The sequence below is a fragment of the Sphingobium sp. L-44 genome (genome assembly GCF_056859495.1).
Map to the genome: position 1 here is coordinate 1 of NZ_JBSXOQ010000094.1, position 19112 is coordinate 19112.

Here is a 19112-nt window from a genome sequence, read left to right on the forward strand (position 1 = left end):
GGGCAAGTGGACCTACCTGTACCGGGCAGTCGACAAGCGGGGCGACACGATCGATTTCTACCTGTCGCCGACCCGCAGCGCCAAGGCAGCGAAGCGGTTCCTGGGCAAGGCCCTGCGAGGCCTGAAGCACTGGGAAAAGCCGGCCACGCTCAATACTGACAAAGCGCCGAGCTATGGTGCAGCGATCACCGAATTGAAGCGCGAAGGAAAGCTGGACCAGGAGACGGCCCACCGGCAGGTGAAGTATCTCAATAACGTGATCGAGGCCGATCACGGAAAGCTCAAGATGCTGATCAAGCCGGTGCGCGGTTTCAAATCGATCCCCACGGCCTATGCCACGATCAAGGGATTCGAAGTCATGCGAGCCCTGCGCAAAGGACAGGCTCGTCCCTGGTGCCTGCAGCCCGGCATCAGGGGAGAGGTGCGCCTTGTGGAGAGAGCTTTCGGCATTGGGCCCTCGGCACTGACGGAGGCCATGGACATGCTCAACCACCATTTCGCAGCAGCCGCCTGATCGGCGCAGAGCGACAGCCTACCTGTGACTGCCGCCAATCTTTGCAACAGAGCCTTCCAGATTGCGGAAGCTCCGCCCCAGGAAGAAGTCCTTGCGGATGTAGCTGAACGGCCGCTCGACCTTTCCCTTGGTCTTGGCCCGATAGGGGCGGCAGGCGCGTGGAACGAAGCGATAATGCCCCGCCAGAGCCAGCAATGATCGATTGTAGATGATATGACCCTGATCGTCTTCCCCGGTCACGGCGGTTTTCATGCGATCGTAGAGGATCTCGATCGGGACGCCGCCGATCGTTTCAAAAGCCTGCATATGACAGCGCAACAGAGTTATCTGGAAGATCTCAACGTCCAGCTGGTCGACTGGCTCGATACCGTCGCCAACATCCGTGTCCACGGCACCACGCAGCGGATCATCGCCGATGCCTTTGCCGCCGAGCAGCCTGAGTTGCAGCTGCTCCCGGCGGGGCGCTTCGACGCGGTTCTGAAGCTGGAGCGCCGGGTCAGCCACGACGGCATGGTCTCTGTCGGCGGCAACTATTATAGCGTCCCCGACCGCTCCCGGCGCGTCGTCGAAATCCAGCAACTGCCTGACAAGATCCGGATCATCGACCTGGGCAATGTCATTGCCGAGCATCCTGTCCTGGAGGGGCGCCGGCAGTACAGGATCGATCCTGCGCATCGGACAAATGGCAGCGGCGCTAAGCGTCATCACCACCCAAAGGATGCAATCACCATTGGCCGTATCGGCGAGCATGTCGCTGTGCGCTCTCTGGCGATCTATCAGGCGATCGGCAGCCAACTGGCGCGGGGAGAACGGCCATGAACCATGGCGGTGCCGCGTCCCGCGTCGATAATATCCGCCGCAGTCTGGTCCATCTCAAAATGCCGCGCGCCTTGGAAATGCTCGACGCCACCCTGCGCGGAATCGAGCAGGGCAAGATCGATGGCGTTGAGGCGATCGACATATTGCTGAACGAAGAACTGTCGCTGCGGGAGAACCGCAGGATCAAGGCGGCCCTGCGCATGGCCAGGCTGCCGATCATCAAGACGCTGGACGGATATGACTTCTCCTTCCAGCCATCGCTCGACCGCAACCGGATCCTGGCGCTAGCCGGCCTCGACTTCATCAACCGGGCCGAGGTCGTGCATCTGCTGGGGCCGCCTGGCACCGGGAAAAGCCACATCGCGACCGCCCTCGCAGTCGAAGCCGTGAAGGCAGGCAAGAGCGTCTACTTCATCCCGCTCGCCGATCTGATCGCGGCGCTGGCCAAGGCTGAACGCGAGGGCACGTTGCGCGAAAGGATCCGCTTCTTGTGCCGCTCCTCCCTGCTCGTCGTCGACGAGATCGGATATCTCCCTGTCACGCCAGGCGGCGGCAACTTGTTCTTCCAGCTCGTCAACGCCCGATACGAAAAGGGCGCCATGATCCTCACATCCAACCGCGGCTTTGCCGAATGGGGCGAGGTCTTTGGCGATCCTGTGGTGGCCACCGCCTTGTTAGACCGCCTCCTTCACCATGCTGTAGTCGTCCAGATCGAGGGCTCGAGCTATCGCATGCGACAGCACGCCGACCTGCTGCCTGAGCACGCGCGCACAACTCCATCCATCAACCCGCCGCCCTTACCGAAACGGCGCGGCCGACCGCCAGCAAAGGAAAAGCTCGATCTTCATCACGGCTGATCACCGGAAACCATCCCGCCAAACTAGGGAATTTTAGATGCCCACTTTTGCGGAATCTTCGGTGCCCGTTGACAGCATCAGAAGCTCGCGCTCACCACAGTCCAGCTAACGCGGCCTTTCTGGACCGTCTTGCGCCATTCTTCGCGGGCAGTGAGGTGACCGGCGGACCATTGCTCGTCGCCACATTCGTTGCGCTTCTCTGCGTCAACCTGCCCATAAGCGGTGCCTATGAGCGGTTCTGGGACACGCCGCTGGTCTTGTCCTTCGGCGAGGCGAAGGTCAGCCACAGCTTGGCAGAATGGATCGACCATGCGCTCTTGCCGCTGTTCTTCATCGTGATCGGCGTGGACGTGAAGCGGGAACTGACCATCGGCGCTCTCACCAGATGGCGGACGGCCGCTTTCCCGATCGTCGGAGCGCTCGGCGGCCTTATCGTTCCGGTCCTGCTGTTCCTGGCAGTCGCCGACGGAACTGAGGCTGCGCGGGGGTGGGGTATCGTGATCACCATGGACACGGCCTTCGGCCTGTCAGTCATTGCATTATTCTCCGCCCGCCTGTCGGCAGGGGTTCGTGCCCTGTTCCTCGCTTTCGCTGCCATCGACGACATTGGTGGGCTCCTGGCTATTGCTTTTGGCTACTCCGACCACTTCGCATGGGAGGGAGCGGTCTTGGCGGGATTTGCGATCGCGCTCATCATCCTTCTGCGTCGGCTCCACTGGGTGGCTTCCGTCCCCTACGTGCTTCTGGCTGCGCTGGTCTGGATCGGCATCTTCCAGTCGGGCGTGCATGCGACCATCGCAGGCGTGCTCATCGGCTTTCTGGTTCCAGTCCGCCCGCGACTTGATAGGTCTGAATTTGCTGTTTCAGTACAGCACCGGGTAGACCAGTTCCAGGAAGCGCACGAGCGGGCGCGGGTGACTGAGGATGAACATGAGGCTGAGATCGCGCAGGGTCGGGCGGAGGATCGACTGGGATTTCTGCACGAAATGACGGGGGCAACAGACAAGTCGGGTGAGCGTCTCATCCTCACGCTGACGCCTTGGATCAGCTATGTCGTCCTACCCCTGTTCGCGCTTTCGAACATTCGCATAAGGCTATCCATGGATCTTCTCACCACGGCCGCGACTTCGACCCTGGCTCTGGCAATCGTGATTGGATTGACGGTCGGAAAGCCGCTCGGCTTCCTCACGTTCAGCTGGATCGCGGCGCGATGTGGACTGGCGCGGCTGCCCGAGGGCGTCGACTGGCGCATGATAGCGGCGATAGGCTGCCTCGCCGGCATCGGGTTCACTATATCCCTGTTCATCGCAGGGCTCGCCTTTCCCGGAGGCGAGCAGCTGGACAAGGCGTCCCTGGCAGTGCTGGTCTCCTCGATCCTGTCGGGTGCCATAGGCATGATGGCATTGGCAACGATCCCGCCCACCTCGAAGGCATGACGCGATGCGCGTTCTTGTTTCGCAGGTTGGACGCCCTCGCCAGATCGGATCCACCTCAGAACCCTCTAGCCGGCATCTTCCTCGATTGCGCGTCGCACCGCTGATGCCAGCTCCTCGACCGTGAATGGCTTGCCTATGAGATGCACACCCGGGTCGAGGACACCGTTATGCACAACAGCGTTTCGGGTATAGCCGGTCGTGAACAGAATCTTGAGGCCAGGACGCCGCTTGCGTGCCGCGTCCGCAAGCTTGCGGCCATTGACCTCAGGCATGACGACATCAGTGAACATCAGCGTGATCTCCGGGTGCGCGTCGATCAGCGTGAGAGCCGCCGCCGCCCCGTCGGCCTCCAATACGCGATATCCCAGCTCGCTGAGTGCATCGAACGAGAATTGCCGCACACCCGGCTCATCCTCGACCAGGAGGATCAATTCCTGGCTCTCCCCTCGCGGCAATGTTTCGTCCATCGCGACGCCTGCCACTTCCTCGACCGCGCCCAGGAGGCGGGGAAGATACACCTTGACCGTCGTTCCCTCACCAACCTCCGAATAGATTCTCACGTGCCCGCCCGACTGTTTGACGAACCCATAGACCTGGCTGAGGCCAAGGCCGGTGCCTCGCCCGACCTCCTTCGTGGTGAAGAATGGATCGAACGCCCGGGCAACGACCTCCTGAGGCATTCCACTGCCAGTGTCGCTCACCGCGATCATTACATACTCCCCGGCCGGAACACCAATAAGCTCCTCGGCATAGCGCGAATCGAGGTAACAATTGGCGGTTTCGATAATCAGCTTGCCTCCCCCGGCCATGGCATCGCGGGCGTTGACGGCGAGATTGAGAATCACGTTTTCGAGCTGATTAGGATCGGCAAAGGCCCGCCACAGGCCGCCCGCAAGCACCGTTTCAGGCTGAATGTCGGGTAGCGTGTGGCGCAGCATATCGGACATGCCGTCAACCAGCTTGTTTGCGTCGATCGACTCGGGCTTGAGGGGCTGCTGCCGCGAGAATGCGAGCAGGCGCTGGGTGAGCTGAGCCGCCCGGCGCGCGCCATCCATCGCCGAATCGACATAGCGCCGCGCCCTGGGGTCATCATCGCCCAGCCGTCGAGTCAAAAGATCGAGCGAGCCAACAACCACGGCAAGCATATTGTTGAAGTCATGTGCGATACCGCCCGTGAGCTGGCCGACGGACTCCATCTTCTGGCTCTGGCGCAGCGCATCTTCAGCTTTCGTGCGCTCGGCCACTTCCTGCGCGACCCGCAACTCGAGCCGTTCATTGAGTTCGTGCAATAATGCTTCATCAGCCTTGCGGGCAGTCACGTCGATCGCGACGCCGACAACACGGACACAGCGGACATCATCGAAAACGCCCCGCCCTTTAGCTGCGACCCAACGAACGATGCCGTCTTCCTTGCCGACTGTGCGATATTCAACATCATAAAGCGCGCGCTGACCGGGATCGGCGGCCGCCGCGAAGGCCGCGGTCGTCGCATCGAGGTCATCGGGGTGAAGGCCCGCATAGAAGTCCCGCATCGAGACCGGCACGTCCGGCGAAATGCCGAACATGGCTTTGGTCCGCGCCGGCCAGATCAGCACATCCTCGACAAGATCGACGTCCCACAGACCGATATCAGCTGCCTCCGTCGCAAGGCGAAGCCGTTCTTCGCTTGCCGCAAGCGCGGCCTCGGCGGCTTTACGCTCCGTCAGATCAAGCATCGCACCGATCATGCGCATCGGCGCACCATCGTCGCTGCGCAGCACAGTCCCGCGATCGAGCACGAACGCATGGCTCCCGTCAGCCCGACGGAAACGATATTCGTCGGTCCAGTTTGAACCGCCATGATCAATTACGGCATGAATGCTCTCATCTATCCGCGCGCGATCGTCAGGATGAATATGGTCGAGCCACCACTGCGCGCTTGTCTGCTCCTGCACATGACCAAAGCGTGTTCCCAACGCTTCGTTCCAGATGACGTGACCGTCGGCAAACCGCCAATCCCAGATGACGTCGCTTGTCGCACCGATGGCAAGCCGGTAGCGCTCCTCGATCTCCCGATGACTGGCCTCGATCGCCTTGCGCTCGGTGATATCGAGCGACGTGCCGACAAGGCCAACGACCTCGCCGCCCAAATCCCTGAGAGGTGACTTGGTAGACAACCAGATCGCGCGTCGACCATCGGGGAAGTCCACATTTTCTTCGACTTGCTCCGAGCGACCGCTGACCATGATCCGCTGGTCGGTCTCCATGATCGCGGCAGCCTGCTGCTTGTCCTCAAGTAGCTCGAGATCAGTGCGCCCAATATAATCCTGCGGAACTTTGCCGACCAGCTCGCTTGTGCCGTGATTGCCGATCATTAGCCTGCCGTCGCGGTCCTTCGCATAGACGACGCCTGGCATTGCATCGGCGAAGTTCGTTAGCAGCGCCCGAGCGCTGTCGCGCTCTGCCTCCAGCCGACGCCGGTCGCCCACATCGATAAGAACACCCAGAAAGCTTATCGGCGCGCCGCTTTCATCATGAACGACATGCCCTTTCGCCTCGATCCAGAGATACTCACCATCGGCGCGCAATACGCGATATTGATGTGCATAGCGGCCACCTTTGTCGAGCGCGTCTTCGATGGCACGCTGCAGACCGGAGCGATCATCGGGATGGACCGTGGTAACAATCTTCTCGAGTGTGACACCATCGCGTCCCGTCGCAGGATCGAGGCCGAAAGCCTCTGCAAACGCCTCATCAACTGTAAAGCGGTCTGCGGGCACATCACAGAACCAGGTGCCGACGATTGCGCCTGCTGCAAGAGCAAGCTTCAGCCGGTCTCCATCAAGACGCGCGCGTGCGACCATGGCCTGCAATTCGTCGAGCGTAGGTGCGTCACTTTCGATCGGATCCAATGCCTTATGCTCCTGATGCCCTTCACCCTATATATTCTGGCGATGCGCCCTTCCAGACCTGTCAGCAGTGACAACGCCATGCCCACCCATTTTAAGAGCGGCAGGTTTCTCCACATTGGTGAGGTCGATGAGAGATAGAGCCCGCTTCTGCCTTTGAATGTCCATGCGACCGCGGCGATCAACATCATGCGGTCGCTCGACCAATTGACATGGACTTGGCTGAAGCACCTGCCATGATGGATCAGCTTCTCGCCCATTTTTCCAGCCGGGCCTGATATTCCCTGCGCGCCCGATCGCGATCTGCCTCCAGCTTGGTCACGCGCTTGTCGCCCTCTGCCTGCAGAGTCCGGCGCTCGGCGTCGAGAGCGCGCATCCGGGCGTCTATGTCCGCCAATCCCGCCTTGAGGTTGGCGGACGCCTGGTCGACCGCCTTCCCGGCCGCATCGAGTTTCGCGCGGCTGGGCCGCGGGTTCGTCTTCTTGGGTTTTCGGGCGACAGGCGCAACGGTGGCTTCCGCCTGATCTTCCTTTGCTGCTCTTCTGGTGTTCCTGCGACCGCGATCTGGTGGAGATCGCGTTTCAGCAGCCTCGAAATGGTCACCCGCACTGCCGCGGCTCACCTTGATGACGACGCCGGGTTTGGCGAGCGGCTTCTCCATCAGCTTGGGATCGGTGACCTTTTCGGCGATCCCGCGCGCAAACAGATCTGCCTCCGATCCCCACGCCTTCAGCGCGGCTTTCTGGCTGGGCGCCGCTACATAGGCATCATGGAAGCCGGCGGGGGTACGGAAGACTTTCAGATTCGCCATTATGGGAAAACCACGGTCCGGACGCCTCCGTTCCTGCCCCTGTCCTTCCCTGCCGCTCGTCAGCGAAATCTGTCCGTGGCGCCCATCAACTTTCGGTCGTCTCGCGAGGAACTCGCATTCGCCTGCCCGGCTTGAATGACCAGCTGTCCGGTGGGGGCCGCCACTCCATGGAAGAACGAAGGCCTGACGCTCCAAGGCAAGGCACATCGCCATTCTCACCGCGCCTCTGTCGCGTGCGTCATCAGCAATTCTCGGATACACATGAGAAATCATGTTGGAGATTGATCCTGTTAAGCGCGATTTTTGCCGCGGGCGCTGAAACTACAAACGTCTCGGGAGGCTTTAAGAGCAAAGACAATGTTGAGGAGCAGATATGGCCGATGTGCAAGAAGCCGCCCTTTACCCCGCTTCCCGATCTCATGCACGAACAAGTGATCTGAAGGCCCGGCTTGTCGCCGCCGCTGAATTCTTCAAAAGCCCGACCATGGTCGGCTCATCATTTCCCGCTTCGCATTGGCTGATAAACCGGATGCTGCACGGCATCGGCTGGTCTCGTGTGACGACGATGCTGGAATATGGACCGGGGACTGGCGCGTTCACCGCTGCCATTCTCACTCGCCTCCCGTCCCATGCCAGGCTGATCGCCATCGACACCAGCGCGTCTTTCACCGACCATCTGATCTCGGCAATCCCGGACCAACGATTGCACGTCGTGACCGGATCGGCGGCAGATGTGCAGCATATCATGGCCAGTCACGGCCTTTCTAAGGCCGATTGCATCATTTCCGGGCTGCCCTTTTCGACACTCGAGCCAGACGCCGCGACGCAGATCATTGATCGCAGCGCTCAACTCCTGTGCCCACATGGACTCTTCATGGCTTATCAGATGCGGACCGCCGTGCGCCCGCTGCTCGAAGACCGATATGGGTCGGTGCGGGCCGCATATGAATGGCGCAATATACCACCCTGCCACCTGTTCTGGGCATCGGAGCCCAATCAGGCCATGGCGCAGTGAGCGGCCGGCGCGGCTTTCCGCTGCCCGGCTCGCCTCAGAGCCGCTGATTATAGGATGGACCGGTATGCTCGGTAGCGACATTATTGCCGACCGCCTGATCCTGCTCCAGCTCGTCGCCATGCCACAGGTTTCTGCCGACAAATATGACGATGAAAATGGCGATGATGATGCCGACGATAAAGGCGCCGGCTTTTCCCAGCCGGCGCGCGGACGGCTTTTCGTCAGGGGCCATCAACGGGTGCCCTCAAGCAGGATTTCGCCTTCCTCCTCGCCATCCCAATAATGGGCGCGCTTGCCGATCACTTGGATCAGAACAAGTCCGGGGGTCTGGGTGCCCTGCGGCCACCAGCGTTCCAGCCCCTTTGTCCAATGTGCGTCGAATTGAGCCTGATCCCTGATCAAGACGCCCCGCCCCTCGACCGCAACGAAGAAAGGCGGATGGCCGAGCAAGCCAGACTTGCCCTGATAGCTCAGATTGACTGACGGATTGGTCTCGATTTCCGAGACCATCAGCGCAGTTTCGTCAGTGAAGAACCACGCAGTGCCATCATAATCGACTTCGCGGTTGTTGCTCATCGGACGCGATCCGATCGCGCCGTCTGCGGCGTGGGTGGCAAGCATCGCGAAATCGATTTCCTTCATCTTTCGCGACAGATCTTCAAGCGACAATGACATGGCTCTCTCCTTTGCATCCTCAACGCTTGGCAAGGCATATCGGGCCAAGCTGTCTGAAGATGTTATCGGTCCGCCAGCTTGTAGGCCTGGGCAGGAAGCTCTCCGGCGTCCTGATGACTGCTTGTCGACGGCCGGCGGCCGCCACGGACCATTTCCTCGATCCAGGTCAGCAGCAACTGGTTGTAGGCGCGCCGACACCCTTCGTCCCGCAACGAGTGATCAGCGCCTTTGAGGATGCGGTAGCTCAAGGAATTACTGTTGTGGAACGCGGACATGTAGGAGCTGATTGTCGCGTGCGGCACATAGTCGTCTTGCTCTGACTCGACGATCAGCACGTCGCCCGCAAATTGCTCGCAAGCCGCCAGAGCCTTGTCCTCGCGACCCGTGCGGAAGCGAGCCCGATAGGCATTGATAAGATCGCGGTCTAGCATCGCCTTGGGGACATCCCAATGTTCGTCAGGATAGAGAGCAGGGACGCGCAAGGCGAGCCAGTTGACCGGGCGGACGGCAGTGAGGAGCGCGGCGAGATAGCCGCCATAGCTTGTTCCGACGACCGCAATGGCAGATGGATCGACCTGGTCCTGACCGACGAGATAATCATAGGCAGCCACGACGTCGGCAAGACCATGAGAGCGCGTCACCCGGTTGCGCTCTTCGGCGTGCCGGGCATGGCCCCGCAGATCAAAGGTGAAGCAGATACAGCCCAACTGCGCGATCTCTTCGGCCCTAACCATGTCCTGATCGCGCGAACCGCCCCATCCGTGGATGAAGAGAATGCCAGGAACGAGCTTGTCCGGTGACAGGATGGTCGCGTCCAGACTTTCCCCCTCGACGTCAAAACATATCTGGCTGCCCGTCATTCCAGCTCCATTGCATATTTTGTGATCGGTCCCGCGACCGCATCGATACCGCTATAATAGAGGATGCTACCCTCCGGCGCGGCGTCAAGATGACCATAAATTTCCATCGTGGCGCATGTCACCGCTGACAACTCGCGATCGCGTGCAAAGGCTTCGAAGGCCGCTATCTCGGCGCCGCTTGCACCGCCCGCCCGCCAACTTTGCTCAAGAACACCGATGCGCGTTTCCCCGGAAGAATTCATGCCTGCGGCGACGTCATAATTGCGACGAGAGGCCATCAAATCCGGGTAGAATTTCGAGACGGTCGCATCATATGCGATCGCCTTTTCGATCCCCTGCTGCAGATCGTCGGCCAGGCTGAGGCCTGCCAGCTGTTCAAAGCCACCCCTCACCACATGCAGGGTCGAGCCTCCATAGACGGTGGCGCCTTCGTTGTTGGTGGCAAGGCGCTGGGTGCCCCAGTAGGAGATGATCTCTCCAAAAAGGCATGTCATGCCCACACTGTACGTGATGACATTGTCGAGATTCTCCTCGATCACGACGCCGTTACGCGCGATAGCCTCCGCATCGAGCTGCGCGATCGCTTCTTCCAGCTCCCCTGGCGAAGTGACGACGAATTGTCCGAGCCCCGCCGTCGCCTCAACCTCCTTCAGACGGATCGAACCATTGCGAAGCATGTCGAGACTCGCTTCGCGCACAGCATCAACACTGAACGCGGACCAGCCAGTAAGAACATAAGGCGCAAGAGCGGCGCCCAGTTCGGGCAGCCATCCCTCAGGAACTTCGTTACGGCCTGGAAAAACCGGATGCGTGATGACCTTGCTTCCGACGAAGCCATGCGGAACCACGCCGCCGTAAATCTGGCTTTCGTTGCGGATACCGAGTTGGCGCGCCATTTCCAGGTCAATCGTGCCGGTCGGGATGAAGAGCGTGTCCTGCGGATCATTATCCGGCTCGGAGACTGGCGCAGGGGCGTTATCGACGAATGTCGCCCGACCAAGCTGGGCTATCCTTCGCGCAAGCTCGGCTCTTGCGACCCTGTCATGTTCGTTGTTCATGGCCCCGGACCGGGTGGGATAAATTTTCACAAGACGGGTCAGATGCGAACTGGCCATTGAACCTCTCAGATCCTGGAGCAGCTGCCGTCAGGCAGATATTTCAAAAACCCTGCGTCGCAGGTTTATATCCACGTGCCTTACGCACCGAATGCGCGCCGTGGGCCTGGTGTCGCTCCACCGCCGGCAAAGGCCCTCTGCCTTGCGACAGACTGCGTCGACGGGTGGCGGGGACGCTGGATAGAGGCCCATCTTCTCTCGAGAACGCATCGCCTTCTCACTCCCGTGCAACATCGAGCGCCCCTTCGATCTCCCGATCCTGGGGCGACGTCATCGGGACCGTTCCTTCTCCAGACCCGACAGGGCTGGCTTCAACTCCTGTTCGAAGAAATCGATGAAGCCTGCCTGGTCGTCGCCAGGACAGGTCAACACAATATGGTCGAAGCCAGCATCAACATATTTCGAGATCAACTGGACGTGGGTCTGGACATCCGGGCCAGCCGAAACCTTCGAGGCCAGGTCCTCAGGCCGGACATATTGGCTTGCGGCTTCGAAGCCCTGGACGGAAGGAACCTCACTGTTGACCGACCAGTCGAAGGCAGAAAAGCGAAACCTGTCATGAGCTATGTCCAGCCCTTGCTCGGTGCTCGGCGCATAGGCAATGACCGCCTCGGCATATCGGGGGCTCGGGTTGCCGGCCTTCGCTTCATAACTCTTCACGAGATCGCCATCTGGTGCGGTCGTCATGATGCCATCGCCCTTTTCAGCGGCGAGTGTGACGGAGGATGGGCCACTCACGCCCAGGACGACCGGGATAGGCTCGGTCGGAAGATCATAAAGCTGGGCGTGGTCGACAACAAAATGCGTCCCATTCCAGCTGTGAACGCCGCCCTTCCAGAGAAGGCGAAAGATGTCGATCGCCTCACCCAGCATTTCGTGCCGCTCGGGCACCGACGGCCACCGGACGCCTGTGACATGTTCGTTCAGGCGTTCACCCGCGCCGACCGCCAGGGTGAAACGATTGTCACTCATGACCGCAATAGTGGCCGCCGCCTGCGCGACGATGACAGGATGATAGCGCAGGATCGGACAGGTAAGGCCGGTCGCGATGCCAATGCGATCTGTAGCGTGGGCGATGGCGCCAAGGACGCTCCAGGCAAATGGCGCATGGCCCTGTGACTCGAGCCAGGGGTGGAAATGGTCCGAAATGGAGACGAAATCGAACCCCGCTTTCTCTGCGCGGATCGCATTTTCCACGAGCACCTTCGGCCCGTGCTCCTCCGTCATCAGCTTATATCCGAACTTCGGCATGGGCTGTTCCTCGTAGCGCTCGAGATGTTGCAGCCGACCTTGTGCGGGCCGCGGTATCGGTCGGCGCCGCTATCCAACGTCTGCTTTTCGTCATTCTGGATCCTGCTCAGGCGGGGATCAGGTTGACCGCGGTTGGCTTGGCGGCGGGCAGGCCTCCGGCTTTCGCCTGGGCAGTCAATGCTTCTTTGCGTGCAAGCATCAGATCCCGAAGAGCCACTAGGTCGACATCGGTATCGCGACACTGCGCAAACATGCCTTCACCGCGCATTTCTTCCTCATGGACGTGGTGCTTGATCTCTTCGGAGAGAACCTTGACCTTGGCGTCGAAGAATCGGTCCTGCGTCGAGCCAGCCTCGATGTCATTGATCAGCACCTTGGCACCATCATGCTCGACATAGGCCTCTTCAAGCGTGTCAGCCTCGATCTTGCCTTCGAACGCGGGATAGAAAATCTCTTCCTCGATGAGCGTGTGGATTTTGAGCTCGGTGCAAATCTGGTGGGCGATATCGCCCTTCTTCGTTGCTGAAGCGGCTTTCTCATATTGCTCGAAAAGCGCTTCGACCGTGCGATGATCGGCCTTCAGAAGGGCGATGGCATCACTATATTCGGCCTTGGCCATGACAGGTCTCCTCAGTGATTTTATCCGCTAAGGAAGCCGCAAACAGACGATCGGTTCCGGCAGCTGCTTAAACTGATCCATCTCAATAATCTGCATCAGGGACGTACGCTTTGGCCTGCGGTTCATTGGGGAAAATCTCGATGAATGCGGGCCGATCGTCACGCAATTGCCTTGGTGCCGAAAGACAGATTTGCGCGCCGATCGGCGCGACGACGTTACAGAAGGCTGTAAAGGCCGGCGGCCGAGGATCCGATCATCATGGCTGCCAGAAGCACGGCTTCAATCTTGAGAACCAGGGTCGATCCATCACGGTTATTTTGGTCGTTGGGTTTCAAATATCTGCCTTAAAAAATACCCCACCAACGCCGGCCGGGTAGTGTCGTCCTGAATGTCAGAGGAACGAGAAGAACAAGGCTCCTTACGCATTTGTTCCGGATCTTATCGCATCAAGCCCACGAGGGTCGCGAACAACGCCCCGCACAGGATGCCTAGCGCCAGGACAGCATCTACCTCGAAAAACGATGTCGCGCGGGCGGTGGGGTCAGTTTCAGGCAGACGATCCCGGCAGCGGCGCTGATGATCATCTCGCAGGCAATACAATGGCCTCGATGGTCAGGATCATGTCGGGACCGCTGCGCATCAGATATCGATCTCGCGCCGCTCCATCTCGTCCTGGATTGCCGTTTCCTGGGTGGTCAACTCGTCCCAATCCTCGATTCTGTTCCAGACCGTGATCAGTTCCATGTCGGTCATTGCCGCGGCGGCAGCGGCGGCTTTGAGGTGATCATCCATGCTGACGACTCCTTTCAGCAAGCAACCTAGCACTGATCGAGTTGGCGGTCGCGTCCAAATGGAGCGGCGTGGGAACGGCACCGGCGCGACACGGCACCGTTCGCGCAAAGAAAAGACCCTGCCGTTTCTGGCAGGGTCAGTGAACGTTCGATCGTGAAGACAATCGTCGGGTCGCTCGATTGAGATAGCAGTTCGATGAACGGGCGAAATCACTCGAACGGGGTATCATAGCGGGCAGCTATCAAGATCTGCTTCTAATACCTCACATCCAGCAATCCTGTACGACTTCAAAATAACTGATTTTCGCTGCTGAACTGATGTTCGTCAAAGAACATCGCATCGACTGCGATGGCCCTCTACGATGATTCCGACGCCCGCGCGCCAAACCGCCACCAGTTGAAGGCGTGGCTCCTTGGCGATTCAGTCCTTCGCTGCCTACCATCCGCTGTTCGACCTTGCCGGTTTTGAACGTGCCGTCGACCCACCTGTTCAGCGAGGACAGCTATTTCGCCTCGCCTGATCTTTTCTGGGCCGAGCAGCAGAGCGAGGTCGATGCCCGCAAGGCTGCCTATCCGGGCGCTGGCTGGCAGGAGATGGTGATCGTGCCCACCTCCCAATATTTTCATGCAAAATGCAAAACGCAAAAAATTTCGATTGCGTTATCATTTCGTGGAAACAATGATCGATCAATCGGTTATTCCCTGGCAAGTCTCCATGGCTTGCGCGACCCGACTGGCCCTGCATCATCCGGTGCAGGGTTTTTCGACCCTCTCGGTTGACCTCGGCCTGCCTGCAGTGGGTGGCCGGCCGAGGTCGACTCGATGGCTTCAAGCCATTGCCGGGTGGATTCACATTTCGCTGGTAACAGCCAAACTCATCCAGCGGGGCGGCATGGACTGCGCCAATCTGCTGGATGCCCCGCCTGCCTTTTCAGAGTGAAAGCGACCCGCCTGAAGGCAGGCGGGGCAAGAGTTGATTTTTCCAGCCGGGGGCGGACCCTTGATCTGCTCCTAGCAAGGTTCACCCTTGCCACGGCGTGCGCCAGGCGCAGCCTCGCAGTCAATGCCAGCCCATTGCCACAAGCCTCTGCGGGATACGCCGGCGCGCCGCGATCAGCTGTTGACCTTGTCCTTGAGCGCCTTGGCTGGCTGGAACCCTACCTTGCGCGACGCCGGAATCGTCATTGGGTCGCCCGTCCGGGGAATCCTGCCCACCTGGGCCGCGCTCTGATTCACCTTGAACTTGCCGAAGCCTGCGATCGAGACCTCTTCGCCCCGGGCTGCCGCGTCGGAGATCGCGGCCAGTGCCGCGTCGATGATCTTCTTCACATCCGACTTGGTGGCCCTTGCTGGGTAGCGACGGCTTCGATCAGTTCATTTCCGGTCATGGCACCCTCATCTGCTTTGGAAGCACGCTGCTTGCCAAGCATGCCGGCGGCGGTCGAGTGAGGAATATGCTGATTGCGAAACAATCCTGCGCCTCGCTCCTTATTTGCCGGGCCGCACCAATCGCCGCCGATTCCTGCGAACCGCCTTGCGATAATGGGTGACTGATGCGGTCATCATCGCAGGCGGCGAGGTGCCAAGGCTTCCGGTCATGAACTTCCATTGCAGCAGCGCTGCTGCCTCCACTTTCTCCCTGACCATCAATTGCGGCTCAGCCATGGCCGCCGCATTGCCGGCCATGAGTCGGGGAAGCCGCATGCCGACGACGGAGCAAGCCTCGAGCCCGAGGCTCCAGCAATCGAATGTCAGGGACAGGGATGATGGGGTGCGCATGCCGCTATAAGGCCGCCCGGCCGCTTGGGTTCCCGACATCGGACAAGATCATGGTGAAGGGCAAAGCAGCCTCCCGCCCGCGCTTCTCCCTAGCCGCCAACAGATCTGAACTTTCTTACCGACGAGAATCCCGCTCCGGCACGCATTGGTTGCCAAATGCCGTCATTAGCCTGGATAGAGATCAACCTGATCAGCGTCTGGCAGGACGGCATCGATCAACAGGGATCGATGGCAGCCTGCAGGATCGCGCTCGAAGCAGAGCAGCGCGGTGGGGCGCTCCGCAGCCAGTTCGACCAGTTGCGCTGCCTGAACAATCGCCTCGGGCAGGTCGAGCTGACCCGCATAGAGTTCCGCCAGACGCGCATGCTGCCCCTTGCGCGCCGCTTCGCGACCTGCCGGCGGGGTGCCAAGCGCCTTGAAGCCGGCATATTCGATCCCCGCCTCGCGCAGTCCGGCTGCAAGGATATTCTTCGAAAATCCCGGGCGGCGCGACAGCGGAACGGCCCGCACATCGGCCAGGACTTCAACGCCCGCTCCTCTGAGCGCCTCGATCAGCTGTGCTTGGGTTACTCCCTCATAGCCGATGGTGAAAATCTTCATGAGCGGGACGCCTCGGTCATTGCCTCTATCAGCGTATCAATCGATCCCGGACAGGCGAGTTCCTGATGGGTGGCCGATCCAAAGCGGCCTCACCGCAGGCGAGCATGAAAGATCAGCATTCCTTAATGGAAATCGCCTGATCTTCTCCGACCCATACAAGGCGGCTCACATGCAAGCCTGTATCTGCTGATCATCGACCGGAGATTTCCAGCCTGCTACTGCCCGCCCGGCGCATGCCGGGCGGGCTTTTATCTGATCGCGCCATCATGAATGGCATGGTCGCCCTGCCCTTTCGCTTCTGTCCTCTTCGCTGGAGCGATGACCGGATCAATCTTCCGGCATTTTCAAGCACAGCTTTTTCATTGCCGCGCTCAGAGGAACGGCGGTCAGTCGTCGGGCGTTCGGGCAACACCCAAAGAGGAGGATGTCATGAGAAATCATCTGTGGATGAGTGTCGCACCGATAGCGGCCCTTGCGCTTGGCGCTTGCAGCCCGAAAGCCGAACAAAAGGCCGATAACGCTTTTAACGATACCGGTGCTGCCGTTTCGGGCGCTCTCAATTCCACCGGCAACGCAATCGACAATGCGAAGCAGGCTCTCAGGACGACGCCAACCGGCCAGGAATTCGCGGACGCGGTCGCCAAAAGCGATGCCTTCGAGATAGAAGCCGCCAAGCTGGCAGCGACAAATGCCCAGTCTCCCCAGGTGAAGGCATTTGCCGGGATGATGGTCGCCGCCCACACGGAATCGACCGCAAAGATCAAGGCCGCGGCCAAGGCGGCCAGTCCCGCGATTACGCCCGATGCGACACTGACCAAGGACCAGGCGGAAGATTTGGCGGAGCTGAAGACGCTCAAGGGCGCTGCGTTCGACAAGGAATATATCGATGGCCAGGTCGATGCCCATGAGGATGCCCTCGACCTGATGCGCAAATATGCCGCGGACGGGAACGTCGTCTCGCTCAAGCAGGCAGCGGGCGAGATAGCGCCGGTCGTCGAGAAGCATCTTTCAAGCGCCAGGGCGCTCGACAAGGACTGACGGAACGCCGCCTTCGCCCGCCGCGTTGATCCTGTCTACGAACAATGAGATGACATAGCGACATCGCCTTCATTGCGTAGGCTTCCGGGGGCCCCCGCCAGCATGTCTGTCGGGGGCCTTTTCATGGCCGGAGCGGCCTTGGCTCCTGCTTGCCGACCGACCGCGCTTGTCTGCCTTATCGCAGCGCTTGCCGGGCCCATTGCACAATTGCCGTTACCGGCATCGCACTGGATTGTCGGGCTATCTCCTTGCCCTTCGCGCGACTCCATCACGCGTGCGACATAGGCGATGGGCTCTGTAGGCACCCGCCAGGCTCAAATCTGGCGACGCTCCACGCCGTCCGGTGAAGACAATTGCGCACCGCATCGGGTACTGTGTTCGATCGGGATCAACTTGATGCGATACGCTTGCGCACGGTCTGGCTCGCCCGGAAGGCCAGGACCCGGCGGGACGTGATAGGCGCCTCGGCCCCGGTCTTGGGATTGCGGCCGACGCGCGCATTCTTATCACGCAGGAGGAAGGTACCGAAACCCGATATTTTGACATTCTCGCCGCGCTCCAGTGCGCTCGAAAGATGCTCCAATATCGCTTCGACCAATGCCGCCGCCTCTGCGCGGGACAAGCCGACATGATGATTAATGCTCTCTGCCAGATCAGCGCGGGTCAGTGTCCCAATGTCGGTCATCGCCATTCCCCCTCGTTGCCCCCCGTCCATCGGACAAAGTACCGCATCCAGATGTGTTTGAGATCGAGCAATTTAACAATCAACTCAGGCAAATAGATCCACTCATTTCGATATCGTTCCAGACTGGAACGCGCCACCGACGGAAAGGAACGGGGGTTAGGCACGGCCATCGCCGCTCGAGCCAGGCAGATTTTTTTCCAGGCCGCTTCCTCCGCATTTTCTTGAGAGGGTGATATGACCGGAAATGCGTTTGCCGAAACCGTCGCTGCCCAGCAGGGCGCGACCAAGGCCGAGGTGAAGAAGATCATCGACGCAGCGCTCTCCGCCATTGCCGATGCAACGGCGCGCGACGAGGAAGTCGGGATTGCGGGTTTCGGCGAGTTCAAGGTGAAGCAGAGCGCGGCCCGCGAACGCAGGCCGACCGCCTAGGTTAGATTGTCCCACCTGCGCTGGATCTCGGGCTCGTAGACGCGGGCAGTCCAGTCGTCGGGACCGGGATGAGCTAGCCCATGCAGATTTCCGCCAAATGGCCAGCCCCCCTTACGCGCCTCTCCGAGCCGAGTTCGCGGAAATCCACCCTGCGCTGGCCGCTGCCGCTATTGCCGAGCAGGTAGACACCGTTGGCCTCGACGCGGTTGAGGTCCGGTTCAACGCCGCGGGTCGATACGGCAACACCTTCGCCAGACTCCCTATGCATGCAGCACCGCGCGGCTTCCAGGTTGAAGGCCCCCCGTCGATCATAACCTGCGACGTTTCTTCGATCGAATTCGCAATCCGAGGCCAACTGCTTGCGCCTCCGCCCGCTTCTTGACCGCATAATCGGGGGGAACCCGTGGGTAAGCCGAAGACCCGCGTGCTCATCCATTCCGACCAGGGCTCGCAGTTCAGCAGCATGGACTAGACTGCATTCATCAGGGCTCACAATCTGGAACACTCCATGAGCCGCCGGGGAAACTGCCATGATAATGCTGTCGCCGAGAGCTTCTTCTCTTCGCTCAAGCGTGAGCGCATTAGGCGCCGGACCTACAAAACACGCGATGAAGCCCGGCAGGACGTGTTCGATTACATCGAGATGTTCTACAATCCGGTCCGCAAGCAGGTCAGGAACGGGATGCTGTCCCCCGCACAGTTCGAACGGCAGCAGATTTTGAAAGCAGAAGGCGTCTAGAAAACTCTTATGTTCGATTTCAAGAGCCTTCGACATGATGAGGTCCTTTCCGCCTTAGCCCATCCTATTCATTGAGCGCCTGCATTCCCGAGCGCGCACCTGCTTGCGGATTTTCCACGTAATCAGGTCGCGCGGGATCGTAGCGTCTTTTTCATCGCGTGGGATCGAGAGGTTTGCTGGGTTGAAGGGCG

The 19112-nt window shown here is 60.1% G+C and carries 19 protein-coding genes and 4 pseudogenes; 9 read left to right on the forward strand and 14 right to left on the reverse strand.

All coding sequences use genetic code 11. The features are described 5' to 3' along the window. Positions 1–514, forward strand: a 514-nt coding sequence (locus AC13EK_RS13720; protein WP_483022239.1) for an IS6-like element IS6100 family transposase, incomplete at its 5' end; no start/stop codon positions are given. Between the two features lie 54 nt (positions 515–568). Here the strand turns inward: AC13EK_RS13720 and AC13EK_RS13725 are convergent. After that, positions 569–838, reverse strand: a pseudogene (locus AC13EK_RS13725) (IS21 family transposase); the annotation flags it as partial. 3 nt (positions 839–841) lie between these two features. Between AC13EK_RS13725 and AC13EK_RS13730 the strand changes: the two are divergent. From AC13EK_RS13730 to nhaA, 3 genes and pseudogenes are all read left to right on the forward strand, one after another. Beyond that, positions 842–1333, forward strand: a pseudogene (locus AC13EK_RS13730) (Mu transposase domain-containing protein); the annotation flags it as partial. Beyond that, positions 1330–2190 carry an IS21-like element helper ATPase IstB gene (gene istB, locus AC13EK_RS13735; protein ID WP_483022240.1) on the forward strand — a complete coding sequence of 287 codons (861 nt, stop codon included), beginning with the start codon at positions 1330–1332 and terminating at the stop codon, positions 2188–2190. The pseudogene AC13EK_RS13730 and the gene istB, both read left to right, overlap by 4 nt. Positions 2191–2258: 68 nt before the next feature. Further along, positions 2259–3626 carry a Na+/H+ antiporter NhaA gene (gene nhaA, locus AC13EK_RS13740; protein WP_483022241.1) on the forward strand — a complete coding sequence of 456 codons (1368 nt, stop codon included), beginning with the start codon at positions 2259–2261 and terminating at the stop codon, positions 3624–3626. A 65-nt stretch (positions 3627–3691) separates the two neighbouring features. Here nhaA and AC13EK_RS13745 read toward each other — a convergent pair whose 3' ends face one another. Both AC13EK_RS13745 and AC13EK_RS13750 read right to left on the reverse strand, forming a co-directional pair. Then, on the reverse strand, positions 3692–6517 hold the full coding sequence (locus tag AC13EK_RS13745) for a PAS domain-containing protein (RefSeq protein WP_206434220.1): 2826 nt from the start codon (positions 6515–6517) through the stop codon (positions 3692–3694). A 241-nt stretch (positions 6518–6758) separates the two neighbouring features. Further along, the gene (locus AC13EK_RS13750; protein WP_017503581.1) at positions 6759–7325 is read right to left on the reverse strand and encodes a hypothetical protein; all 567 of its coding nucleotides are present in this window, start codon (positions 7323–7325) and stop codon (positions 6759–6761) included. 373 nt (positions 7326–7698) lie between these two features. On the opposite strand from AC13EK_RS13750, the gene AC13EK_RS13755 reads away from it, so the two are divergent. Further along, entirely contained in the window at positions 7699–8340 is a 642-nt protein-coding gene (locus AC13EK_RS13755; protein ID WP_483022242.1) for a class I SAM-dependent methyltransferase, read from the forward strand. Positions 8341–8374: 34 nt separating this feature from the next. On the opposite strand, the gene AC13EK_RS13760 is transcribed toward AC13EK_RS13755, so the two are convergent. From AC13EK_RS13760 to AC13EK_RS13790, 7 genes are all read right to left on the reverse strand, one after another. Next, positions 8375–8572, reverse strand: a complete 198-nt coding sequence (locus AC13EK_RS13760; RefSeq protein ID WP_017503584.1) for a hypothetical protein — start codon at positions 8570–8572, stop codon at positions 8375–8377. Beyond that, the gene (locus AC13EK_RS13765; RefSeq protein ID WP_125990004.1) at positions 8572–9015 is read right to left on the reverse strand and encodes a pyridoxamine 5'-phosphate oxidase family protein; all 444 of its coding nucleotides are present in this window, start codon (positions 9013–9015) and stop codon (positions 8572–8574) included. Before AC13EK_RS13765 ends, AC13EK_RS13760 begins: the two co-directional genes overlap by 1 nt. Positions 9016–9077: 62 nt before the next feature. Continuing rightward, on the reverse strand, positions 9078–9875 hold the full coding sequence (locus AC13EK_RS13770) for an alpha/beta hydrolase family protein (protein ID WP_017503586.1): 798 nt from the start codon (positions 9873–9875) through the stop codon (positions 9078–9080). Next, on the reverse strand, positions 9872–10933 hold the full coding sequence (locus AC13EK_RS13775) for a DUF3182 family protein (protein WP_483022243.1): 1062 nt from the start codon (positions 10931–10933) through the stop codon (positions 9872–9874). Before AC13EK_RS13775 ends, AC13EK_RS13770 begins: the two co-directional genes overlap by 4 nt. A gap of 327 nt (positions 10934–11260) precedes the next feature. After that, positions 11261–12241, reverse strand: coding sequence for a TIGR03557 family F420-dependent LLM class oxidoreductase (locus AC13EK_RS13780; protein ID WP_063975888.1), 981 nt, complete (start codon positions 12239–12241; stop codon positions 11261–11263). Between the two features lie 106 nt (positions 12242–12347). Next, on the reverse strand, positions 12348–12860 hold the full coding sequence (locus AC13EK_RS13785; protein ID WP_063975889.1) for a hemerythrin domain-containing protein: 513 nt from the start codon (positions 12858–12860) through the stop codon (positions 12348–12350). A 639-nt stretch (positions 12861–13499) separates the two neighbouring features. After that, entirely contained in the window at positions 13500–13652 is a 153-nt protein-coding gene (locus AC13EK_RS13790; RefSeq protein ID WP_483022244.1) for a hypothetical protein, read from the reverse strand. A gap of 464 nt (positions 13653–14116) precedes the next feature. On the opposite strand from AC13EK_RS13790, the gene AC13EK_RS13795 reads away from it, so the two are divergent. Next, positions 14117–14431, forward strand: a complete 315-nt coding sequence (locus AC13EK_RS13795) for a hypothetical protein (RefSeq protein WP_206434221.1) — start codon at positions 14117–14119, stop codon at positions 14429–14431. A gap of 333 nt (positions 14432–14764) precedes the next feature. Here AC13EK_RS13795 and AC13EK_RS13800 read toward each other — a convergent pair. The 3 genes and pseudogenes from AC13EK_RS13800 to AC13EK_RS13810 form a co-directional block, all read right to left on the reverse strand. Continuing rightward, positions 14765–15039, reverse strand: a pseudogene (locus tag AC13EK_RS13800) (HU family DNA-binding protein). Positions 15040–15139: 100 nt separating this feature from the next. Next, the gene (locus AC13EK_RS13805) at positions 15140–15337 is read right to left on the reverse strand and encodes a hypothetical protein (protein ID WP_318276919.1); all 198 of its coding nucleotides are present in this window, start codon (positions 15335–15337) and stop codon (positions 15140–15142) included. Positions 15338–15595: 258 nt separating this feature from the next. Beyond that, positions 15596–16030 (reverse strand): DUF488 domain-containing protein, encoded by a 435-nt coding sequence (locus AC13EK_RS13810; protein ID WP_063975890.1) that lies wholly within the window; start codon positions 16028–16030, stop codon positions 15596–15598. Positions 16031–16459: 429 nt separating this feature from the next. Between AC13EK_RS13810 and AC13EK_RS13815 the strand changes: the two genes are divergently transcribed. Next, positions 16460–17068 (forward strand): DUF4142 domain-containing protein, encoded by a 609-nt coding sequence (locus AC13EK_RS13815; protein WP_125990016.1) that lies wholly within the window; start codon positions 16460–16462, stop codon positions 17066–17068. 388 nt (positions 17069–17456) lie between these two features. Here the strand turns inward: AC13EK_RS13815 and AC13EK_RS13820 are convergent, their stop codons facing one another. Then, positions 17457–17753: an integration host factor subunit alpha gene (locus tag AC13EK_RS13820; protein WP_125990018.1), complete on the reverse strand. Its 297-nt coding sequence runs from the start codon at positions 17751–17753 to the stop codon at positions 17457–17459. 234 nt (positions 17754–17987) lie between these two features. On the opposite strand from AC13EK_RS13820, the gene AC13EK_RS13825 reads away from it, so the two are divergent. Further along, a complete protein-coding gene (locus tag AC13EK_RS13825; protein WP_125990010.1) occupies positions 17988–18182 on the forward strand; it encodes an HU family DNA-binding protein in 195 nt (64 codons plus the stop codon). Between the two features lie 409 nt (positions 18183–18591). Continuing rightward, positions 18592–18921, forward strand: a pseudogene (locus tag AC13EK_RS13830) (IS3 family transposase); the annotation flags it as partial. Between the last annotated feature and the right edge of the window lie 191 nt (positions 18922–19112).

Excerpts from the sequence above, each read along its gene's own strand:
- istB (WP_483022240.1), top strand. The coding sequence starts at position 1,330 with ATGAACCATGGCGGTGCCGCGTCCCGCGTCGATAATATCCGCCGCAGT.
- AC13EK_RS13750 (WP_017503581.1), bottom strand. The coding sequence starts at position 7,325 with ATGGCGAATCTGAAAGTCTTCCGTACCCCCGCCGGCTTCCATGATGCC.
- AC13EK_RS13755 (WP_483022242.1), top strand. The coding sequence starts at position 7,699 with ATGGCCGATGTGCAAGAAGCCGCCCTTTACCCCGCTTCCCGATCTCAT.
- AC13EK_RS13760 (WP_017503584.1), bottom strand. The coding sequence starts at position 8,572 with ATGGCCCCTGACGAAAAGCCGTCCGCGCGCCGGCTGGGAAAAGCCGGC.
- AC13EK_RS13765 (WP_125990004.1), bottom strand. The coding sequence starts at position 9,015 with ATGTCATTGTCGCTTGAAGATCTGTCGCGAAAGATGAAGGAAATCGAT.
- AC13EK_RS13770 (WP_017503586.1), bottom strand. The coding sequence starts at position 9,875 with ATGACGGGCAGCCAGATATGTTTTGACGTCGAGGGGGAAAGTCTGGAC.
- AC13EK_RS13775 (WP_483022243.1), bottom strand. The coding sequence starts at position 10,933 with ATGAACAACGAACATGACAGGGTCGCAAGAGCCGAGCTTGCGCGAAGG.
- AC13EK_RS13780 (WP_063975888.1), bottom strand. The coding sequence starts at position 12,241 with ATGCCGAAGTTCGGATATAAGCTGATGACGGAGGAGCACGGGCCGAAG.
- AC13EK_RS13785 (WP_063975889.1), bottom strand. The coding sequence starts at position 12,860 with ATGGCCAAGGCCGAATATAGTGATGCCATCGCCCTTCTGAAGGCCGAT.
- AC13EK_RS13790 (WP_483022244.1), bottom strand. The coding sequence starts at position 13,652 with ATGGATGATCACCTCAAAGCCGCCGCTGCCGCCGCGGCAATGACCGAC.
- AC13EK_RS13805 (WP_318276919.1), bottom strand. The coding sequence starts at position 15,337 with ATGGCCGGCAATGCGGCGGCCATGGCTGAGCCGCAATTGATGGTCAGG.
- AC13EK_RS13810 (WP_063975890.1), bottom strand. The coding sequence starts at position 16,030 with ATGAAGATTTTCACCATCGGCTATGAGGGAGTAACCCAAGCACAGCTG.
- AC13EK_RS13815 (WP_125990016.1), top strand. The coding sequence starts at position 16,460 with ATGAGAAATCATCTGTGGATGAGTGTCGCACCGATAGCGGCCCTTGCG.
- AC13EK_RS13820 (WP_125990018.1), bottom strand. The coding sequence starts at position 17,753 with ATGACCGACATTGGGACACTGACCCGCGCTGATCTGGCAGAGAGCATT.
- AC13EK_RS13825 (WP_125990010.1), top strand. The coding sequence starts at position 17,988 with ATGACCGGAAATGCGTTTGCCGAAACCGTCGCTGCCCAGCAGGGCGCG.